Source organism: Mycobacterium sp. SMC-16, assembly GCF_046250085.1.
Taxonomy (GTDB): Bacteria; Actinomycetota; Actinomycetes; order Mycobacteriales; family Mycobacteriaceae; genus Mycobacterium; species Mycobacterium phocaicum.
In genome coordinates, this window is record NZ_CP176427.1 from 3,035,182 (window position 1) to 3,054,860 (window position 19,679).

The 19,679-nt window shown below is 63.3% G+C and carries 14 protein-coding genes and 1 pseudogene; 13 read left to right on the forward strand and 2 right to left on the reverse strand.

From position 1 onward, the window contains the following. Positions 1–11: 11 nt before the first annotated feature. The 7 genes and pseudogenes from ACJEIK_RS14675 to ACJEIK_RS14705 all read left to right on the forward strand — a co-directional run bounded on the left by ACJEIK_RS14675 (position 12) and on the right by ACJEIK_RS14705 (position 9,099). Positions 12–248, forward strand: a complete 237-nt coding sequence (locus tag ACJEIK_RS14675; RefSeq protein WP_064860119.1) for an acyl carrier protein — start codon at positions 12–14, stop codon at positions 246–248. Continuing rightward, complete coding sequence (locus tag ACJEIK_RS14680; protein ID WP_234789728.1) at positions 245–1,234, forward strand: DUF1839 family protein; 990 nt, start codon at positions 245–247, stop codon at positions 1,232–1,234. The genes ACJEIK_RS14675 and ACJEIK_RS14680 overlap by 4 nt, the downstream gene beginning before the upstream one ends. A gap of 4 nt (positions 1,235–1,238) precedes the next feature. Continuing rightward, the gene (locus ACJEIK_RS14685; protein WP_064860120.1) at positions 1,239–3,611 is read left to right on the forward strand and encodes a hypothetical protein; all 2,373 of its coding nucleotides are present in this window, start codon (positions 1,239–1,241) and stop codon (positions 3,609–3,611) included. Next, the gene (locus ACJEIK_RS14690; protein WP_234789729.1) at positions 3,602–4,024 is read left to right on the forward strand and encodes a holo-ACP synthase; all 423 of its coding nucleotides are present in this window, start codon (positions 3,602–3,604) and stop codon (positions 4,022–4,024) included. Before ACJEIK_RS14685 ends, ACJEIK_RS14690 begins: the two co-directional genes overlap by 10 nt. 457 nt (positions 4,025–4,481) lie before the next feature. Next, positions 4,482–4,604, forward strand: a pseudogene (locus tag ACJEIK_RS14695) (hypothetical protein); the annotation flags it as partial. 393 nt (positions 4,605–4,997) lie between these two features. After that, positions 4,998–5,561 (forward strand): hypothetical protein, encoded by a 564-nt coding sequence (locus tag ACJEIK_RS14700; protein ID WP_234789731.1) that lies wholly within the window; start codon positions 4,998–5,000, stop codon positions 5,559–5,561. A gap of 289 nt (positions 5,562–5,850) precedes the next feature. Further along, on the forward strand, positions 5,851–9,099 hold the full coding sequence (locus ACJEIK_RS14705) for a beta-propeller fold lactonase family protein (RefSeq protein WP_406804873.1): 3,249 nt from the start codon (positions 5,851–5,853) through the stop codon (positions 9,097–9,099). Between the two features lie 45 nt (positions 9,100–9,144). Here ACJEIK_RS14705 and ACJEIK_RS14710 read toward each other — a convergent pair whose 3' ends face one another. Further along, positions 9,145–10,335 (reverse strand): hypothetical protein, encoded by a 1,191-nt coding sequence (locus tag ACJEIK_RS14710; protein ID WP_131808814.1) that lies wholly within the window; start codon positions 10,333–10,335, stop codon positions 9,145–9,147. A 451-nt stretch (positions 10,336–10,786) separates the two neighbouring features. Here ACJEIK_RS14710 and efeO point away from each other — a divergent pair, with 451 nt between their 5' ends. Continuing rightward, positions 10,787–11,953 carry an iron uptake system protein EfeO gene (efeO, locus tag ACJEIK_RS14715; protein ID WP_082934829.1) on the forward strand — a complete coding sequence of 389 codons (1,167 nt, stop codon included), beginning with the start codon at positions 10,787–10,789 and terminating at the stop codon, positions 11,951–11,953. Positions 11,954–11,975: 22 nt separating this feature from the next. Here efeO and ACJEIK_RS14720 read toward each other — a convergent pair whose 3' ends face one another. Beyond that, positions 11,976–13,238: a glycosyltransferase family 4 protein gene (locus ACJEIK_RS14720; protein WP_064860136.1), complete on the reverse strand. Its 1,263-nt coding sequence runs from the start codon at positions 13,236–13,238 to the stop codon at positions 11,976–11,978. Between the two features lie 339 nt (positions 13,239–13,577). Between ACJEIK_RS14720 and ACJEIK_RS14725 the strand changes: the two genes are divergently transcribed. Genes ACJEIK_RS14725 through ACJEIK_RS14745 form a run of 5 tightly spaced genes read left to right on the forward strand, consistent with a single transcriptional unit; the run spans position 13,578 to position 19,669 of the window. Beyond that, on the forward strand, positions 13,578–15,083 hold the full coding sequence (locus tag ACJEIK_RS14725; protein WP_064860124.1) for a lipopolysaccharide biosynthesis protein: 1,506 nt from the start codon (positions 13,578–13,580) through the stop codon (positions 15,081–15,083). Continuing rightward, a complete protein-coding gene (locus tag ACJEIK_RS14730) occupies positions 15,080–15,658 on the forward strand; it encodes a hypothetical protein (RefSeq protein WP_212811435.1) in 579 nt (192 codons plus the stop codon). Before ACJEIK_RS14725 ends, ACJEIK_RS14730 begins: the two co-directional genes overlap by 4 nt. Continuing rightward, positions 15,628–17,520, forward strand: a complete 1,893-nt coding sequence (locus tag ACJEIK_RS14735) for an O-antigen ligase family protein (protein ID WP_064860126.1) — start codon at positions 15,628–15,630, stop codon at positions 17,518–17,520. Before ACJEIK_RS14730 ends, ACJEIK_RS14735 begins: the two co-directional genes overlap by 31 nt. Continuing rightward, positions 17,517–18,722: a glycosyltransferase family 4 protein gene (locus tag ACJEIK_RS14740; protein ID WP_082934830.1), complete on the forward strand. Its 1,206-nt coding sequence runs from the start codon at positions 17,517–17,519 to the stop codon at positions 18,720–18,722. Before ACJEIK_RS14735 ends, ACJEIK_RS14740 begins: the two co-directional genes overlap by 4 nt. Beyond that, on the forward strand, positions 18,719–19,669 hold the full coding sequence (locus ACJEIK_RS14745; protein WP_064860138.1) for a hypothetical protein: 951 nt from the start codon (positions 18,719–18,721) through the stop codon (positions 19,667–19,669). The genes ACJEIK_RS14740 and ACJEIK_RS14745 overlap by 4 nt, the downstream gene beginning before the upstream one ends. Positions 19,670–19,679: the final 10 nt, after the last annotated feature.

Consider the following 19,679-nt stretch of genomic DNA (forward strand, 5'->3'; position numbering starts at 1 on the left):
ATGATAGCCCCATGCGGGAGACTATTGAGCGGGTCCTGGCGGCCCATGGTCGGATGGCCGTCGACCCAACCGGAGTGGCCGATGATGCCGACCTCTACGAACTCGGATTGACGTCACATGCATCAGTGAACGTGATGCTGGCTCTGGAAGATGAGTTCGACATCGAATTTCCCGACGAGGCACTGAAGAAATCCACGTTCGCCTCGATCAAGAACATCGAGGCGGTCGTCTCCAGCCTCGCTGGGTGACGACCGTGACACTTGCCGCGGTGCCCCAGACAGCGACAGCCCTGCGGATCGACGCAACGCCCGCCAGCCATGCACAGCATTTCACGCACGGCGCCGACCGCATCTGGACCGAGACCAACTGCTACCTGGATCTCTGGATCGAGATACTGAATTGCCTTGGGCTGAACCCTGTTCCCGCGTTCGCAGCACTGTTGTCCGCCGATCACGACGGCCTGTCCTGGACGTTCGGCAAGCAGCAACCCGACGAGCTGCGGCGGCTGTACGGCTTGGAGGTCGGCGAAGAAAACGTGTGGCTTCCCGTTCTAGACATCGTGGAGACAGGCCCACAGCGCGGTGTGCTCCACACTGTTGAGGTGGACAGCTGGTGGCTGCCGGATACGGCTGGAACCGCGTACCGCGCAGAGCACGTCAAAACCACCATCACCCCGATCTGGATCGACCGTCCCGCGCGTGAGCTGCGGTACCTGCACAACGCGGGGCTGTTCGAGTTGACCGGCGAAGATTTCGATGGCATCTTCGGCCTGACCGCGGAATCCGCGCTGCCGCTTCCGCCATACATGGAGGTGATCCGGCACTTCCCGCATTGGGCTGAACCCGGTGCTCTTCCCGCCATCGTGCGCGACCACCTGCGTCGCCGACCGCGCGGCAATCCGGTCGATCGACTGGCCGCCTGCGTCCACAATGCCGCCAGCTGGCTACCCGAGGCCGGTATCGCACGATTTCACCTATGGGCGTTCGCTTCGTTGCGCCAGTGTGGCGCCACCGCTGAGCTGCTCGCCGACTTGGCCGAATATCTCGACACCGAGTTCCCGGGCGCGGCGGTCGCCGCCGGATGTCTGCGCAATGTGGCGAGCAACGCCAAATCGGTGCAGTTCAAGATGGCTCGTGTCGCCAACGGCCGCAAGGTGGACGTGACTCCGGCGCTCGATTCGATGGCCCAGGACTGGCAGATCGGAATCCAGGTCATAGCCGACGCGGTAGGTTAGGCCGATGCTGGCCCGGTGGCAGGTCCTGCGTTGCGCGCCTGATGCATTCATACACCCCGACGAATTGGCCGATCAGTGGGAAGCGGCATCAGTTCTGGACGCACCCTCGACAGTGGCCGGCCTCCAGAGCGGTAACCCGGATGATTTCGACTGGTGGTGCCGTACCACGTTCACCGTTGACGAGGCAGCTGATGTCGCGTTCGCCGGCCTGACGTTCCCGGCGATCGTGTTCTTGGACCGTACACCTGTCATCGAATGTGAGTCGATGTTTCTACCGGTCCGGATCGATTGCGAGGCAGGCAAACACGAAGTGGTGATCCGCTTCGGTTCGCTGAACCGTTGGCTGGAGACTCGGCGCCCGCGCGGCCGCTGGCGCTCAACAATGGTCGCATCGCCGGGCCTGCGCTGGGCGCGGACCACATTGCTCGGGCGCGCCCCCGTGTATGGGAACACCCCTGCTCCCGTGGGTATTTGGCGTCCAGTCAAAGTGATCCCGGCGCGCCTGCGCACGGACATCGTGGCGCGGGTCGAGGGCGACATCCTGACCATCGCCGGAACCACCAATGCGAAGTCGATCCATATCGCCCTGTTCGATCCGGCCGGCAGCCTGATTGCTGAACATTCGGTGCCACCGACCAATGGCGCCGTAGACATCGATGTCGCGGTCGCCGACCCCGTACGCTGGTGGCCTAACGGCTATGGCCCTCAGCATCTTTACCGGGTCCGCGTGGCAGCGGACGGCGTCGAGATGATTGATCAGCTGATCGGGTTCCGGACGGTTTCGGTATCGACCGACGGATTCCAGATCACCGTGAACGACACCCCGATATTCTGCAGAGGCGTGACCTGGTCCCCGCCGGACCCGTTCCGGATGTACGCAGAAGACGAGGAAATTCGCTCTCAGGTAATGGCTTTCGCCTCTGCTGGCGCGAACATGGTACGGGTCGTCGGCGGGTTGGCATTCGAACAAGACGAGTTCTGGCAGGCGTGTGCGGAAGCGGGTCTATTGGTCTGGCAGGATGCGATGTTGGCGACGTTCGACCCTCCGGCCGAGCAGGGCGAGTTGATCGCGCGCGAATTGGGATCAGTTCTGCGTCGAGTGTCAGGGAACCCCGCACTGGCGGTGGTCAGCGGTGGTAGCGAGACTCTCCAGCAGCCCGAGATGCTCGGACTGAGCGCACAGGAATCCGCCATTGAAGTCATCGACACACTGCTCCCTGCGGTCGTCGTAGAGCATTCGGATGCCCACTATGTCCGATCTTCGCCCTCACCCGCCCCTGGCAGCGCGCAGCTCGCTATCCGCCCCGACACCGGTGTGGCCGGATGGTTCGGGGTGGGCGGTTACCTGCGGCCGCTGGCGGACGTGCGCAGCGCGGGGATCCGATTCGCAGCCGAGAGCCTGGCGTTCTCCAATCCACCCGAGTCCGCTCATGTGGAAAGGCATTTCGGTTCTGCAAGCGTTGCTGGACACCATCCGGATTGGAAAGCGGGTGTGCCCCGAGACCGGGGATCCTCGTGGGACTTCGAGGACGTTCGGGATTTCTACGTCCGTGAGATCTTCGGGGAAGACGTCCTGGAGGTTCGGCGCACCAGTGCCGAACGGTACCTCCAACTGGGCCGACTTGCCGTCGCCGGCACAATGCGCGAATGTTTCGGCTTCTGGCGACGTTCCGACTCGGGTTGCGGGGGCGCTCTGGTGTTGTCCGGCAGGGACTTGGTGCCCGGCGCCGGTTGGGGCCTCCTGGACTCCGACGGCGGGGCCAAAGCGGCATTAGCAGTGCTGGCCCGCACCTGGGCACCGGTGTCGGTCATCGTCGCGAACGATGGGCTGGCCGGCATCCGGATCGACGTACACAACGACACCAGTACGCCGCTGAACGGCGAATTGAGATTGACTGCAACGAATTTCACAGGTATCGCGGTCGATGCGACGTGCCGTGTGGCGGTGCCGCCCGCTTCGTCGGTCACATACTTCGACTCCGAGATATCTGGTCACTTTCGCGATCTGTCACATGCGTTCCGCTTCGGACCGCCGTCCGCAGACGCAGTGCAAGCCGTCGCGGTGTTCGACAACGCCCGCACCGCGCGCGACGTGTTGGTGATCAACCCGAGAGTCGGGCAAGCCGCGTCAGCAGTGACGGCCATGGTGTCGAGATCATCGCCCGACAACTGGGTACTGAATGTGACGTCAGAGGTCGCGCTCCGTTATGTCGAGGTCGACATTCCCGGCTGGACACCCGGTGACAACTATTTCGACCTGGCACCGCGGCTGCCCCACCAAGTTCTCCTGGCGCGCGAGGGCGGCAGCGAAAGGCCCACCGGCACAGTCGATTCGATAGATCTGATCACCCGCGTTCCCGTCCAGACATGCGAATGAACCCGCCTGAGGCGCAGGTTCCGGGCGCGCAGATTCGGGTGGGCTGCGACGTCGTGAGCCTCGGGGAGATCAAGCACTCGCTGTCAGCGTTCGGACAGCGGTTTCTTGACAAGATATATACCGCCGATGAGCAGGCGGCGTGCGCCGGCCCCGATCAGGTGGCCCGCCTCGCTGCTCGATTTGCCGCGAAAGAGGCTGCAATCAAGGCGTTTTCGCAGCCTGATGCAGCCTTTGCGCCGCGCGAAATCGAGATAGTCACGACTGCCCGACTGCCCGCTTTGCGACTCTTCGGCGCTGCGGCGATGCTGGCAGCAGAGCAGGGCTGGAACCAAATATCTGTGTCACTGACGCACTCAGACTGCCACGCTGCCGCAGTGGTCGTGGCGGTGTGCTCGGGAACAACCCACGGCTGAGTGGTCATTGGTGGCTAATGCCACGTAACCGAGGAGAAACATACAATACCGTCAATACGCGAAAACCATCTCGCCAAATGCGGTTTGTTATCAAAGTGATAGCTGGGACCATTGTTTTGATAGCGACTTGACTGCAGGATGTGACACGTTCTGATCGCCACAACCTCAGGAGCGCGTCATGGCAGTTCGCCGATGGACCGCGCTCGCCGTCGCAGTGGTGTTTCCGATCGCCGTAGCCGCACCAGCCCACGCAGCGGACGCCGCAATCGCCGGAACCACTTTGTCTGTGTCACCCACCGGATCCGCGACAGCGCTCTCTGACGGCACCGCGACGAGCGGAGCAGCACTTGCCTTCATCGCCAAAGGGACTGCGACGGCAACGCTGTCCATGCCCGTCACCGCCGCTGCGACCATCACAGTGCGCGCCAGAGGCGTGCCCTGCAACGGCTCACCCAACATGGTGGTCGCGATCGACGGTTCGCGAGTCATCAAGACCAGTGTCAAAGAGACGACGTGGACGAACTTCAGCACGAATCGCACGGTGCCTGCCGGATCACACGCTCTGACGATCACGTTCACCAATGACAATTCGACGAGCACTTGCACTCGCGCATTGCTCATCGACACGATCACCATGACCCTGGCCGGTTCGTCCACGACCACGCCACCGCCCGTGCCGGCCGGCACCGGGACCGCCGGCGTGCCGTTCACGTCGACGAGCACTTGGCGCACCGCGTTGAGCACCGCGACACCGGTAGATCCCAACAGCGCCAACATGGTTGCATACGCGGCGCGCAATAGAGCCGGTTACGCAAACCTCGTTCAATACGCGGTGCCGATCTACGTGGCCACCACGTCGACGCCCCGCTACAGCGTCGCTTGCACCATCAGCTCATGGGGACCGTGCCCATTCACCGGACACCAGATCCCGATCCCGTCTGGCGCAGTTCCATCTCCAGGATCGGACGGTGCGATGGTGGTCATCGACGAAGCCAGCCGCAACATCTACGAGTTCTGGCAAGCCAGGCAGTCCGGCGCCTCGTGGGTGAGCTCATGGGGTGCGGTGAACAGCCTCGACGGATCCGGCTGGGGCGGAGCCAGTACCGGTTCGGGCGCATCGCGACTCGCCGGAGTCATTCGGGTCGCCGAGATTCAACAGGGCAGCATCACCCACGCCTTGGCACTGCAGACCGACAACGTCTGCGCATCTATATATCGCGCCCCCGCACTCAAGACCGACGGGAATTCGACCGCAACCAATTGCATACCCGAAGGCGCGCGCGTACGGCTGAACCCATCGGTCAACCTCGCGTCATTGAGTCTCACGCCAGCCGAACGTACCGTCGCCACTGCGCTGCAGACCTATGGCGCCTACGTGATGGACAGGGGCGGATCGTCGATCAGCGTAAGCTTCGAGCGGGACACCACGGCGGCCGCGAATTCGATCGGTGCCGTATACCAGTCCGCTGGCTTGCGGTGGGACTACGACAGCATGCCCGACATCCCATGGAGCAGTCTGCAAGTGCTGGCGAGCTGAACCCGTATCGGTTCGCAATTTCGTGCTTCGCGCGACGTCGACTAGGAACAGTCCGCCTACGCTCAGGTGACCAGGCCTCTTCACGGCCGTTGATCCCATGGTCCGGACGAATCAGCCGCGCCGAGGCGCAGCCTATCTACGTGACCGGCAGTGATGGTCGCCAGCGCGGTCTCAGCAAAAGCGAGTACCAGATTGTGCGCTGCACGTCGCCGCCGCCGCCGTCACGCCGACCAACAGGTCCGATTGAAAACAAACTGACGTCCTAGCAAATAAATACTCATGGTCTGATTTGGCTGCGTACTGCACACTTCTCGTCATCTACGTCAATTTCTCAAATTATGGCGAATATTGTTGTGGCGCAGCGTGGTTCAGACTTTTGGAATTGTTTGCGAATCTCGATACACCACCGTCAATGCTCGCCATCATCGTTGCGACAACTGCGGACCTCGTAGCTCAAAACCGCATGCAGCGTCGAAAGGCCGGGCAAATGGACATCGGATTGGGCATCGGACGCGTAGGGGCATTGGCTGTTGCGCTCGGGGTCGGTATGGCCATCGCCGCCGTGCCGGGTATCGCAACGGCAGAGACCGATTCGGGTGCGACATCGTCGAATCCGCCCAAATCCGCATCCGTCGGCGCGCCGACGACAAGCAGCCAGAGGGTCGGGGCACCCAATAAGACTCACACCCCCGCCAAGCGGCGGCCCGGGCCCCGCGGCGCCGGCAGTGCCCCAAAAGGCCACGACGACGATTCGCCGAGCAGTCGACCGGTGGTGAACTCGACCGCGTCCACGCCGTCGCGAGATGGCAGTGCCGCCCCGCGCCCGGCAGCGGCTTCAGCCGCGGCCCGGAAGTCCTCCGCCGCTGCGGCGCCCCCAGCACCATCGCCTGTCGTGGCCGGAGGCGCCAACATCGACCGACTGGCCGTCTCGCACTACAACACCTCTCTGACAACAACCACGCCGCTCACAAATCTGAGCGCGGGGACTTTGACTGTCGGCCCCACCGCACCAATGGACACACCACTCGTACCGCTCGACTCGGCTGCGCAGTTGGGCCTGCTGGCCTGGACGCGTCGCCAACAGACTCAGACGGCGGCGACTACCGTCGCCGCAACGGCCGCAGTTCGACCGTTGACCGCGGTGGCGGTCACGGCTCCGCCGACGGCATCACCCACGCAGACGTCGCCGAACCCGACTACGGGCGTGGTGACTGGATCGATAAACGGCACAGACACCGCCGGAAACACGTTGAGCTACAAGCTTTCCGGCCAGACAGCGAGCAGCGGAGCCGTTGTGGTTGACGCCGCGACGGGCGCATTCACGTACACGCCGAGTCTGGCCGGCCGAGTGCTCGCCGGACTTGCGGGCGGAGCCACCAAGGACACCTTCACAGTCGCCGTCAGCAACGCCTCCACCTCGACATCGGTAACCGTCACCGTGCCAGTCTTACCCGCGACCATTGTCCCGTCGGCAACGCCCACCACCGTGGGCACCGGCCCGGTCGCGCTCGCAGTATCCGGCACCAAGGTGTATGCCGCCAATTCGGGCAGTTCCACATTGTCAGTGATCGATCGGACCACCGGCGCGGTGACCAGCATCCCGGTTGTCGGCTCGCCTTCGGCGATTGCGCTGAGCAGCGATGGCAGCCGCGCGTATGTGGCCGGAAACGGCGCAGTGTCGGTGGTCAACCTCACCACGAACTCCGTTGTGGCGACGGTGAATACCGGAGGTGGAACGGCTTACGGCATCGCGTTGTCCGCGAATGGTCAACGCCTGTACACAAGCAACTCGGGAACCAATTCGGTAACCGTGATCGACACCTCGACAGCGACCCCGAAGGTGCTGAGCACGATTTCGGTTGGTAAAAGCCCGCGCGCGATGGCGCTCTCGGCCGACGGAACCCGGCTGTATGTCGCAAATTGGAATTCCAAGTCGGTCTCGGTGGTCGACACCGGAACGAACAAGACGGTGGCCTCGATTGCCGTGGGCAGCAACCCCTTCGGAGTGGCTGTCTCGGCCGACGGCCGCCAGGTGTACGTCACGAACAACGGCAGCAACTCGGTGTCGGTGGTCGACACCGTGGCAGCGCGGTCGGTGTCGACCATCCAGATGGGTAGCAAGCCCCTCGGTCTCGCTCTGAGCCCCGACGGCACCATGCTGTTTGCTGCCAATGCCACAGACACGGTGTCTGTGATCAACATCAGCACCAACAGGGTGGTGGGCGCTCTCACCATCGACAGCGCGCCAGAGTCGAACTGGCACGGCATCGCATCCGGCCCGGATGGCCGGCAGCTCTACGTGTCCGATATGGCCGACAACGCTGTCCGGGTGCTGAACCTCAACAGTCCGCCCGTTGCCGGAGTTCCCACGGTGGGCACACCCGACCCGGCCAGCGGTGCAGTCAGTGGCACGCTGAACTTCGTTGATCCCAACAACAATTCGCTCACCTATAGCATCACTCAGCCCACTGCCGGCGTTGTCACGGTCACTTCGGCGGGCAACTACACCTTCACCCCGACATCTGTTGCCCGAATCGCCGCCGGACAGGCTGACGGGGCCAAGACCGCGGTGTTCGCTGTTACTGCCAGTGATGGCAGCCTGTCGGCCACGGTGTCGGTGTCAGTGCCTATCCTCGCCACGACCACCCCGACGACACCGACTGTGCCGGAATTCAATTCAGCGACCTGGCTCTGGAACGCGATATCAGGCGGAGCGGTACTCAACACCAATTCGGCAGCGTGGGCCGCTGCGATTTCGGGGGGTCAGCACGTCTTCGACATCAACGCCTACAGTGTCAGCGTGGTCGAGGCATCTCAGGTCACGGCCAACACGCCCCGCTACACCATCCAGTTCACCAATGCCCCGGCCTGGGGGCCCAGTCCGTTCGGGACGTATCAGGTTCCGATTCCGCTCGGCACCCCCGTTCCTACGGGCAGCGACGGTCATCTCGTCGTGGTCGACCCAGTCACCAACATGGTATTCGGCCTGTGGCAGGCGAAGTACAACGCAACGTCGAATACCTGGTCGGCATCGTGGGGCGGCATGACTTCGTTGACCGGCAACGGGATTGACACGTCCGGTTCGGCCACCGCCACCGGGTTCTCGCGGCTGGCGGGAATCGTCATGGCCGACGAGTTCAGCGCTGCGGCGGCGAACAACACCGGTCTCAACCATGCGTTGTTCTTCTCGTCGTCCTTTGCGGCGAATTCCTACGTCTACCCAGCCGTGAAATCCGATGCGTTGGCGTCGACGCCGCTCATTCCCCAGGGAACCCGGTTCATCCTCGACCCGTCGATCAACGTCGATGCGATTCCGGGAATTACGGCCGGAGAGAAGGTCATTGCTAAGACCTTGCAGACGTACGGCGGGTATATCGGGGATGCCGGCGGCGCTCCCCTGGCGCTGATCGGCCAACTGGACCCCGGAAATGCGGCATACACCGGAGCCGGCATCGCATGGGACTACTACAACATGAGTCACATCCCGTGGACATCACTGCAATTCCTGGCCACGTGGAACGGCGCCAGCCCGGCATGAGGGATCCGGCGCGATGCGACTGGGAGTGACGGCTGACTGATCCCATCATGGTTGAGCGGGTGTCGCGGTGGGCTTCGTCTGCAGCACCAACCAGCACGCTGCCACCGCGACGACGAACTGGATGGCAAGAAACGTGCCGAGAGACGTCGGCCCGACGACGCTGAACTCATGATGAAGCGAGCCGATGGCCAATAGGCCCACCGTGATCAGGATTCGGCTCCGCGGCATGTCACTGCGGTGTGCAAGACCCAGCAGATCGGCAGCAGCGCACGACAGCGGCAACAGTGCCAACGCGGCCAAGCGCTGTTCATTGTGTGCGAACCCGGTCCAGGCCGGATCGATCATCAACGGCTGAACTACCAATGACGCTGCGACAACCAGTGAACCCCAGCACCGGAACGTCACACGGCGCCACCCGAGGCTGATGACGAGCACGATGATCAGGGCGACAGGCACGATCAACGGGGCCATGGTGCGCGCAGCGTGGGTGATCAGTTCTGAAGCGGCAGCGGGTAAGTCGGCGATTCGTTTCAGGACTGAGTCGTGCAGGAGGGACGGCTCGTAAGGGATGGTGAAGCGAGCGGTAAACGCTCTGACTCCGCTGTAGAGCGCCGTGGTCAAGACGACCGCGACGGCAGCGATCGTGACGCGCACGCGGATCGATACCGATGACCGCCAGGCCGGATCCAGCAAGACCCACAGCGCCAACACCGGTGCGACACCGATCGCGCTCTGTCGCCCGAGAACCGCGACGACCAGGCCGGCCAACACCTGAGGTACCCGTCTGCTGCGAACGCCGTAAAGGCTCGCACCCAGCCCGATCACAAATACCAGATCGCCCAGCATGCTCGTCTGGATGAGGTAGGGCCGCAGGGCATACGGGCTGAGAGCCAATAAGCCCGCGGCAATGCTGAATTCGCCCAACGAGCAACTCTGAAGCAGCGCAAGAATCACCGCACCGAGGACCACGAGCACCCCCGCGAGGGCTACAGCGTATGCCGCGCCGAGCGGCAGCCCCGTGGCCCAGGAAAACAGCCCGACGGTGTAGTGGACGACAAATCGGCCGGTATAGGCCGAGCCGATGTGGCCATGGGGCAGATGGGGTGCCGCGCTCGCGATCTCGCGGTAGTCGATCGAATCGTGGGTCGGCGGTGCGCCGAGAGCGGAGTTGCTGACCAACAAGAATCCGGCAAACGCCACGAGGATCCAGAGCCGTGGATTCAGTCGGGTACTCAAGCGTCTTCTTTCCAGCGAACGTGCAAGGACTCAATCAACTGCCGTGCCACCACCGACCCCGGTCCGGGTTGAGCACCCCGCGCCAAGGGGTCGGCCCGGATAGCTCCCGGAAACGTCGAACCGAGGACGTGCGGGATGCGGCGCTACGTTTGCTGAAAATGCCACATCACGACAAAACATACCATTCGTTCGTTGTCTCGGCACTCCGCGTCAACAGCGGACAGCGACGTCCGAATCGCCCCGGCAACGGAGCTCTGATCGGTCGACGCGAGTTGGCGACGCCGGTGCGGCAGAATGCCAAGCTGGCGACCGGGACCGGCCGGGAGGCAGCTGATGTCGCCGTGCAGGAACACTTGCGCGTATCGCCACAGCTTTGCGGCTAGGTTGTTGTTACCGATGATCGGCCGGCGTTACTCGCCTTGAGCCCCACCAGTCACGAAAGGCCTCCCAAATGACCCGTGCTGCGAACGATGCCACGGCGGTCGGGACCGCCACCGTGTTGCTCAGCCTGGTCGCGGTGTCGCTGGCCGGGTGCGCACCCACGCCGCCACCGGCCTCCGACGGCAAACCAGGGCCCCACCAGATCACGGTGGCTGCAACCGATCATGAATGCACGCTGTCAAAAACCTCGACCGAGACGGGCCGGACCGACTTCGTTGTCACGAACAACGGCACCAAAGTGACCGAGTTCTACCTGTACGGTGCCGGCGCCCGGGTGCTGGGTGACGTCCACAACATTCAGCCGGGGCAGCAGCGAAACCTGTCCGTGGCCCTGAACGAACCCGGCTACTACTTCACGGCCTGCAAGCCCGCACTGATCGGCGACGGCATCAGCGCCGATTTCAAGGTTGACGGAAACCCCATTGCCGCGGACCGACAGGACGAGGCCGAGCAGAGCTACAAGCGATACGTCAGCAACCAGACCGGCGCCCTGGTGACCGCCACAGCGGCCCTTGTCGGCGCCGTCAAGAAGGGGGACGTCACCGGCGCTCAGGACCTGTACCCAACGGCACGGACGTACTACGAGCGCATTGCGCCTGTCGCACAGCGGTTTCCGAACAACCTCCAGACTCGGATCGACCTCGGCCCGGCCGAAGTGCATCCAGACGACAAATGGACCGGCTTCCACCGGCTGGAAAGGGATCTCTGGCTGAGCGGCCTACAACCTGATACCAACGCGGTGGCCGACAAGTTACTGGCCGACGTCAAAGAGCTCGATTCGGGTCTGACGAGTCCGGAATGGGCAGTCAGCGCCGACGAGGTGGTTCACGGCGCCCAGACCGTGCTGGCGACATTGGCCAAGGAAGCCATCACCGGTGGCGGTGAGATATTCAGTCACACCGATTTGTGGGACGTTCAGGCCGGCGTGGACGGTTGCCGCGTCGGGGTGGGTTCGGTACGGCCGGAAGTCGACCAACGTAGTCCCGAGCTCGGCAAGCGCATCGACCAGGCGTTTGCCAACGTTCAAGGATTGCTGGACAGACTGCAGTGGAACGGCGGCTTAGGCTTCGGACCCTACGACAGGGTGGCAGAGCCCCAGCGGCAAGAGCTTTCGCGCGCGATCGACGCGTTGAACATCGAGGTCGGCCAAGTGCCCAGCACTGCCGCCTCGCGATGAGCGCTGTCGGTGACCACCGCGATTACCGGCCTATTGCGAAAGCCTGGTCGTAGCAAGCGAAGACGGCGTCGCGCGCGTACATCGTGCCGAATTGTCCACGGGCGCCCTCCGATACCGCGCGGTTGCGTGCAGGATCAGTCAGGTCACAGAGGGCCTCGGCGAACTGCTCGGCCTGATCGGCCACCAGCACCCCGTGTTCCGTGCCGGTGGCGAACCCATCGGCACCGATATTCGTGGACACCACAGGCAATCCCCGGCCCAGCGCTTCGATGACTTTGAGTTTGATACCTGATCCGAACCTCAGGTAATTGACCAAGCCTGCCGCCGATGACAGGACCTCGGTGAGATCGGCGACGTATCCCTCCAGCGTCACGGACTCGCCCTGCCGCCCCACGATTTCGGCCAGCTCCGGTCCGCAGTCTCGCCCGATGATCCGCAGCCGCGCTTTCGGCATCCGGCCCAGCACCAAAGGCCAAACGTCAGTCAGGAACGCACGCACGCCATCCTCGTTGTGCGGTAGTGACAGCAACCCGACAAACACGAATTCCGGAGCTCCACCGTATTGGCGCGCACGGTACGGCGGCGGCTTGACCAACGGAGGCACCGCCATCACGTCGGCAGTTCCGCGGTGCGCGACTCGAGCCCGCAAGCGGGCTGCTTCACCGTCGTTCACCAGCAGATTGCGACGAAACCGCAATGCCGCGCGATCCTCGCTGCGCCGAGCCAGCAAACCTTCCATTCGCAGAAGCATCCGCTGCGGCAACTTGCTGTCGGCCAGCGGCCGCAATGGGCCGGGCACATGCTGCTCGAAATTGCCGAGCGGCCGGATCGTCACATCCGGGTACCGATTGCCCGCATCGAGCATCGCTGCGTATCGCTCGGAAAATAGGTCATCCAAATAACACAATTGCCAATCAGCACGCGCCGCATCGGCATACTGCGCCATGCGAATCGTGTCATAGATTTCGAAATCAGGGCCGATGCGGGCTATCGCTGCAGCTACTGCGCGTGCCACATCTGGTGAATACAGCAAAGATTCCTGTAGGGTCGATCGTCCAAACGGAAGGCGGGTGGACACCGCAGTCAGCGCCGCCCTTCGGCTCGGGCGCGGCAGTGGATGCAGGGTGACCGGAAACGCCTGCTGGGCGCGACCGCCGACGAGCAGGTAATGCACGTTGCCCGCGCCGAACCGCTCGCGGAAATACTCCAGGAAACCCGCCAGCACCACCTTCTTGCCGGCATCGGTCGGATACGGATCGACGGCACTGACCAGAGTCACCGACACCACAGCACCTGCCTCGATTCGCTACGCCGCCCCTACCCAACACCAGCAGCGGAAGTGTTCCCCACCTTACGGCGGTAGCCTGACACAAGCACCGCAAGGATGCAGTTTAAGCAAACATGTAGATGATCGACCAGCGCACAGAAAGTGGGTCCCCGACGGCGAAGTCTTCGACTCCTCCGAATACACTGACCACACGCCGGAGGATAGCTCGTCCCCAAATCGCGCTAGACAGTCTCAGCGCTTTTGAATGGAGTGATCGAAGTGATGGGACGCCACACGTCTGCGCGAAGGGTCGCAGCACCGGGGCTGTCAGAAAATTCGGCGACCGTCAGGGAAAGTGTGACGGAACCAGTCTCGGCCGATCCGCCGGAAGACACATTTCCGGAGTCCGCGGCAGCCAAAGCGGCGAATCTTGGCAAACAGACGATCTGGAACTACCTCGTCTTTGCGGTGAGCAAGAGCTCCACGCTGTTGATGACGATCGTCGTCGCCCGCCTGCTCACTCCCGAGGAATTCGGCGTCTTCGCCTTGGCGTTGTTGCTGGTCAACCTATTCGATTACGTCAAAGATCTCGGCGTCGGCCCAGCGCTGGTGCAGGTTCACCACCCGTGGAAACGAATCGCCCCGACCGGATTGACCCTTTCGATCGGAATAGGCGCCATCACCGGTGCACTTCTCGCCGCGACGGCGAGCAGCACCGCACGCCTGCTTCACCACCCAGACATCGCGCCGCTCATTCAGGTCCTTGCTGTCGCCCTAGGGATTTCGGCACTCGGCGTCGTCCCACTGTCTTGGATGCGACGCGATTTGAGCTTTCAGCGACGCTTGATGCCGGAGTTCGTCGGGGCCGTTGTCAAGACAGCGTTGACCATCTGGTTCGCGGCGACCGGCCACGGCGTATGGAGCCTGGTCTACGGCCAGATTGCCGGTGTCTCGATCACCACGGTCATGTACTGGTGGAGCGCTCCGACCTTCATGGCGCCGCGATTCCAATTGAGTGAAGCACGGGCGCTACTTCGATTCGGCATCCCGGTAACCGGAGTCACACTGCTCGCGTACGCCATCTACAACGTCGACTACCTGGCCATCGGAACCCGGCTCGGCACAACCGAACTCGGCCTCTACACACTGGCGTATCGAGTGCCCGAGCTGGTCGTGCTCAGTCTGTGCTCGGTCATCAGCGATGTGCTGTTCAGTTCGATGTCGCGCCTGCAACACGATCGGCGGGCGATGTCGGCGCAGTATCAGAAGGCGTTGAGTGTGGTTGTCGCACTGACAATCCCGATGGGCATCGGCCTGGCCGCCACAGCGCGACCGTTACTGGAAACGATGTACGGCACACGGTATGCCGCCGCCACGCATATCCTTGTGGTGCTGGCGTTGTACACCACGGTTTACTCGGCTTCCTTTCATGCGGGAGACGTCCTCAAAGCGGCGGGCCGCCCCGGCCTGCTGACAGCCATCAATGCTGCCCGGCTCGTGCTGCTGATCGGGCCCGTCTGGTGGGCTGCGGGCCACAGCGCCACGTTGGTGGCCGTCGCGCTTCTCAGCGTGGAAGTCGTGCATTTCGTGATCCGAATGATCGTTGTTCGCAAGGTGATTCCCCTAGGGTGGGCATCGGTTCTCTCGGTGATCGGCCGCCCGTTGGCCGCGGCTGTCCCGATGGGCGCCGCGCTATTCGGTATCGACGCTCTGCATATCCGTCTACCAGCACCGATCCAGCTTGCCGTTCTGGTTCTACTGGGCATGATTATCTATGCTTCGGCATTGTGTCTCACCGCACCTCAGCTGGTTCGGCCAGTCGTCAACCGGCTGGCGATAATGATTCGAAAGGGCCATCCATGAGTCGTCCGAAACGCCTGTGGCTGAACCCGCTTGTCGCGATCCTCGCGATCATCGGCGGGGTCCTGGGCGGAGTCGCCGGCACCCAATTGCTAAATTCAGCGACCTATCGCGCGACTGCACAGGTGGCCCTGGTTCCCGGGCCCGACTTGACGACAGCGGATTCGTCGGCCTATTGGGAGGTGCTCACTCAGGGACAGGTTCCGCGCACGGCGGCGACGGTCTTGTCCGATCCACGTTGGCAGGCAGGCGCCGCCGCAGCAGCGGGCGTCGACCCGTCGAAGCTGACGTTGTCCGCAGGCGCGGTACCGGAGACAACCATCGTGTCGATCACGGCCGACGCACCGTCGGAACACGCGGCGCAAACCGCTGTTGCCGATCTGCTCGAAAAAGCCACGCCTGAGGTCAAGGCGGTTTCGGCACCGTTCCAGCTCCGCGTGATCTCGCCGCCTAGCGCGGTGGAGATGGCGACGTCACCGATCCAGCTGATCCTGACCGGCGCCATCGTCGGCCTCATCGTCGGCGCCGTGGTCGGTATCGGGGTGACATGGCTACGCTCGCGCCGCGGCACCGCGTAACCGAGGCCTGGTCCACGCGGTGGATCGTCGGCGTCCTCGTGGTCATGGTGGTCATGGAGATCGCCAACATTTCCGAGGTCGCTGCGCAGTACACAAAACCCCCGCTGTTCAAGACCAGCATGGCGTTGGGTGCGGTCGCGGTCGTTTTCGCCCTACGTGATACTGAATCCCGAGCACGACTCAATCGCTGGACAGCCATCGGTGTGGCCCTCGTCGGCGTGTACCTGGCCGGTCAACTGATCGCGATGGTGGGCACTGTAGACCTGACCGCATCACAAGGCGTCTTATGGCGATCCGTGGTGGATTTGGTCTATCTCCTGATCATCCTCGTACTCACCCAAGCCACCGGTAAGCCGTGGACTGTGGCGATGGCGGTGGCCGCCACCCTGGCGGTGCTGTCGATTCTGACGATTGTCAATTACCTGAGCGGCGGACATCTGACGTTCGGTGGGCTCGCTTCAATTTCGCAAGCACAAGGGCAATTGATCACAACCCAGCGTTTCGGCGGCCCCTACGGTGACTCGAATTTCTGGGGCCGCCTGTTGGTCCTCGGCCTTCCCATGGGCTGGGCATTGGCACAGCGCAGTCGCCTCGCCGGCAACCAGTTGCTCAGTTTGTTCTGGCTGTTCACCACCGTACCCATGGTGATCGCCGTCTACCTCACGCAATCGCGCGGCACGTTGCTGGTGGCTGGTCTCGCGGTGGTGTTGTGGTTCATCGCTTCGGGCAAGCCGGCCAAGCTCGCATTGATTCCCCTTGCCATCGCAGTGGCGTTTGTAATTCCTGGCATCGGCAACCGCATCATCGCGCTGGGAAGCGACTTGTTCAGCGCCGACCGTAAGTACGATATCGATCCGTCTGTACTCGGCCGCCAAGCATCACAAGAAATGGCCTGGCAGATGTTTCAGCAACGGCCCGTCTTCGGTTTCGGACCGGCTACGTTCGGCGGCCAAGTCCCCTTCTACACCGACAGAGTGTCTACCGCGGTTCACGAAGGACTCGTGGCCCCGCACAATCTGTATGCGCAACTGCTCGCCGAATCCGGCGTCGTCGGCCTGATCACCTGGCTGATCATGCTGGGTGGCGTGTTCACGATCCTCGCACTGCGGATCTCTTCGGACCCCATTTCGGTGGATCGGGCACTGGCAGCGGCGACGCTGACCGGCGTCGTCACTTGGTCGGTCGCCAGCATCTTCCTGCACCTCGCGTACTTCCGCTCGTTCGCGATCGTGTTGGCCCTGGCCTGCGCACTCGGGCCTGCCGAGCCGGTACCAACTGCGATCAAACGGCGGATGCTACGGACCACCGCAACGTGGATGGTCGCGGTGATCGCCGGCGCCGCAGCCGCCGGCGTCACCATGCTGACGAGGACCACGCCAGCAGTGCAGGCCGCCCAGAAGGCGATCGTGGTGCCCGCCGGCCGACTAGACGGGTGGTCCTCCTACGCCATGAACGTCCGTGCTCGCACAGCGTTCCTGCCGACGATGGCCGAAGTCATGCACAACACCGAAGCCCCTGCCAAGATCGACGTCGACCCGGTCCGCGGAATTTTGACCTTCACCGTCACGGGTTCCGACGGCGATGCCGCGAGACGAAACCTTGCCAACGCGCTGGCGGTGGCGCGTACCCGTATCGATGACAACGTTGGTCACATGCAGTACAGCATCGCGGCGATAACCGATGTACAGCTGGAGCCCGTATCTCTGCGGTCCAAAGTGACGATCGTCTACGCCGCGGTTTGGGGTCTGGTGATCATGGTGCTCACCCGACTCGCCATCGGTCTCCTTGCCCGCCGCTTCCGGGTCAGCAATCCCGAACTGCCGACCGAGGCTGAGCACGAGTCCGCTGGAGCACCAGCGTGACGGACAACCGCACGGTGCTGGTCGAATTTTCCCCGTCGGGCGGCCTCTTCCAATTCGCTGCCCAACTCGGGGCGGCGCTGGCGGACCGTGGCGAACACGTTGAGCTGTGGACCGGTCCGGACCCCGAAATCACCTCCGAGGAAGCCAGATTTCTGGTCCGCTCGGTATTGCCCACCTGGCACCCCAATGACAACGACGACGCCGGTGGCCGTTTGCACTACTTGTTACGCCGTGGCACGCGCGCGGGTCGGCTTGTCCTGGCCTGGCTGACGCTGGCGGTCAAGCTGCGCCGGCGGCCGCCGCGCGCCGTGCTGTTCTCGCAGTGGCGGTTCACCTTCGAACCGTGGTTCGTCGTCGCAATCTGCAAGCTGCTGCCGCGCACAGTGTTCGCGATAGTCGCCCACGAACCGCTCCCCCGATCCGACGCGAAGGACACCAGCACCCCGAAGCAGGGACACCTGCTGCAGGCATCGTTCGCCGCCGCGTGGCGGCACATGGACGCTGCCTTCGTTCTCGGTCCGCGGACCCGGCAGATCGTCATGGAACATTGGCGGCCCAGCTGCGACGTCGTCGTCATTCCGCACGGCGACTCAGGCGTGATCAATCGAGGCCGCCCCGTGGTACCGGTCACCCAAACGGAACCGATCGCGCTGTTCTTCGGCACCTGGACCACCTACAAAGGCATCGACGTCCTGATCGAGGCCTTTCGCCGGGTCAAGACCGGCATGCCGACCGCCCGCCTGGTCATCGCGGGGGCGATCGGTGCCGACGTGAACGGCCCCGAACTGATTGCCAAAGCTGCAGCAGTCGGCGCGGAAACCCGTCCTGGCTACTGCGCGATGGATGAAGTGCAGAACCTCTTCGACTCCGCCAGGGTTGTTGTCACGCCCTACATCCGAGCCAGCGCAAGCGGCGTCGCGCACCTCGCGTACACGTTCGGTCGTCCGGTCATCGGCACCACCGTGGGCGATCTACCGGCCGCTATCGAAGACGAAGTGACCGGCCTGCTCGTGCCTCCGAACGACCCTGCGATGCTCGCCACAGCAATCCTCAAATTGTTGCAGAATCCCCAGTCAGCGGCCACACTCGGGGAGGCCGGGAGAGCCGCTGTGCAACGTTCCTGGGCTGTCGCAGCAGCCGCGATCAGCAATGAATTGACGGCGGCCACTGAACTGATCGGGTCGACAGAATGCGAGCCATGAGGACCAAGCGATTGCGACGGCGGGCCGCCGCCATCGGCATCGGAGTAGCGGTGGCGAGTCTCGCCACGACCCCGATCACCTCGCATGTCACAGCAAGTGCATCAGATTTTGCCCAGCCGTTTGCTGCGGACAGCCCGTTCCGAACGCTCATCCCGGCCGATGCTCCTGTCGACCCCAATAGCGCCGCGATGATCAGTGCCGTGGCCTGGGACCACAGCGCGAATGCTTCGACCATCGAATTCGGCATACCGATATATACCGCCGGCCCGAGAACGCCCCGATACACCGTCCCGTGCACCATCCCCGAATGGGGTCATTGCCCGTTCGACGGCCTTCAGGTACCGATCCCCGACGGGGCGCGACCGCAGGAGGGCTCGGACGGCGCCATGGTGGTGATTGACCCGGCATCCCGGACCATTTTCGAGTTCTGGCTCGCGAAGCCCGGCAACGGTTCGTGGACGACCGGGTTCGCCGCCGTCAACAGCCTCGACGGCTCCGGCTGGGGCGGCGCCAGCACAGGTTCGGGCGCCTCCCGGTTGGCTGGTGTGGTTCGCGTCGCAGAGATCGCGCAGGGCTCGATCCCCCATGCGCTCGCGATGCAGAGCTACAACGTATGCGCCAAGGTCTTTCGCCCACCGGCGTTGAAGACCGACGGCCAATCAACAAAGTCCGACTGCCTGCCCGAGGGCGCCAGGGTTCAGCTGGACCCGAGCCTGGATTTGGGCAGCCTGAACCTTACTCGTGCGGAGCGCCTCGTCGCCGAGGCTCTGCAGCGATACGGCGCCTACATCATGGACGTCAGCGCATCCGCCCTCAGTGTCAGCTTCGAACGCGATGACTCCGCCGCGCCCGGAACTGTTGGGGAAACATACGCGGCAGCCGGACTGCAATGGGATTACGACGGAATGACGAATATCCCCTGGAAGAAACTACGGGTACTCAAATGAGGCCGATTCG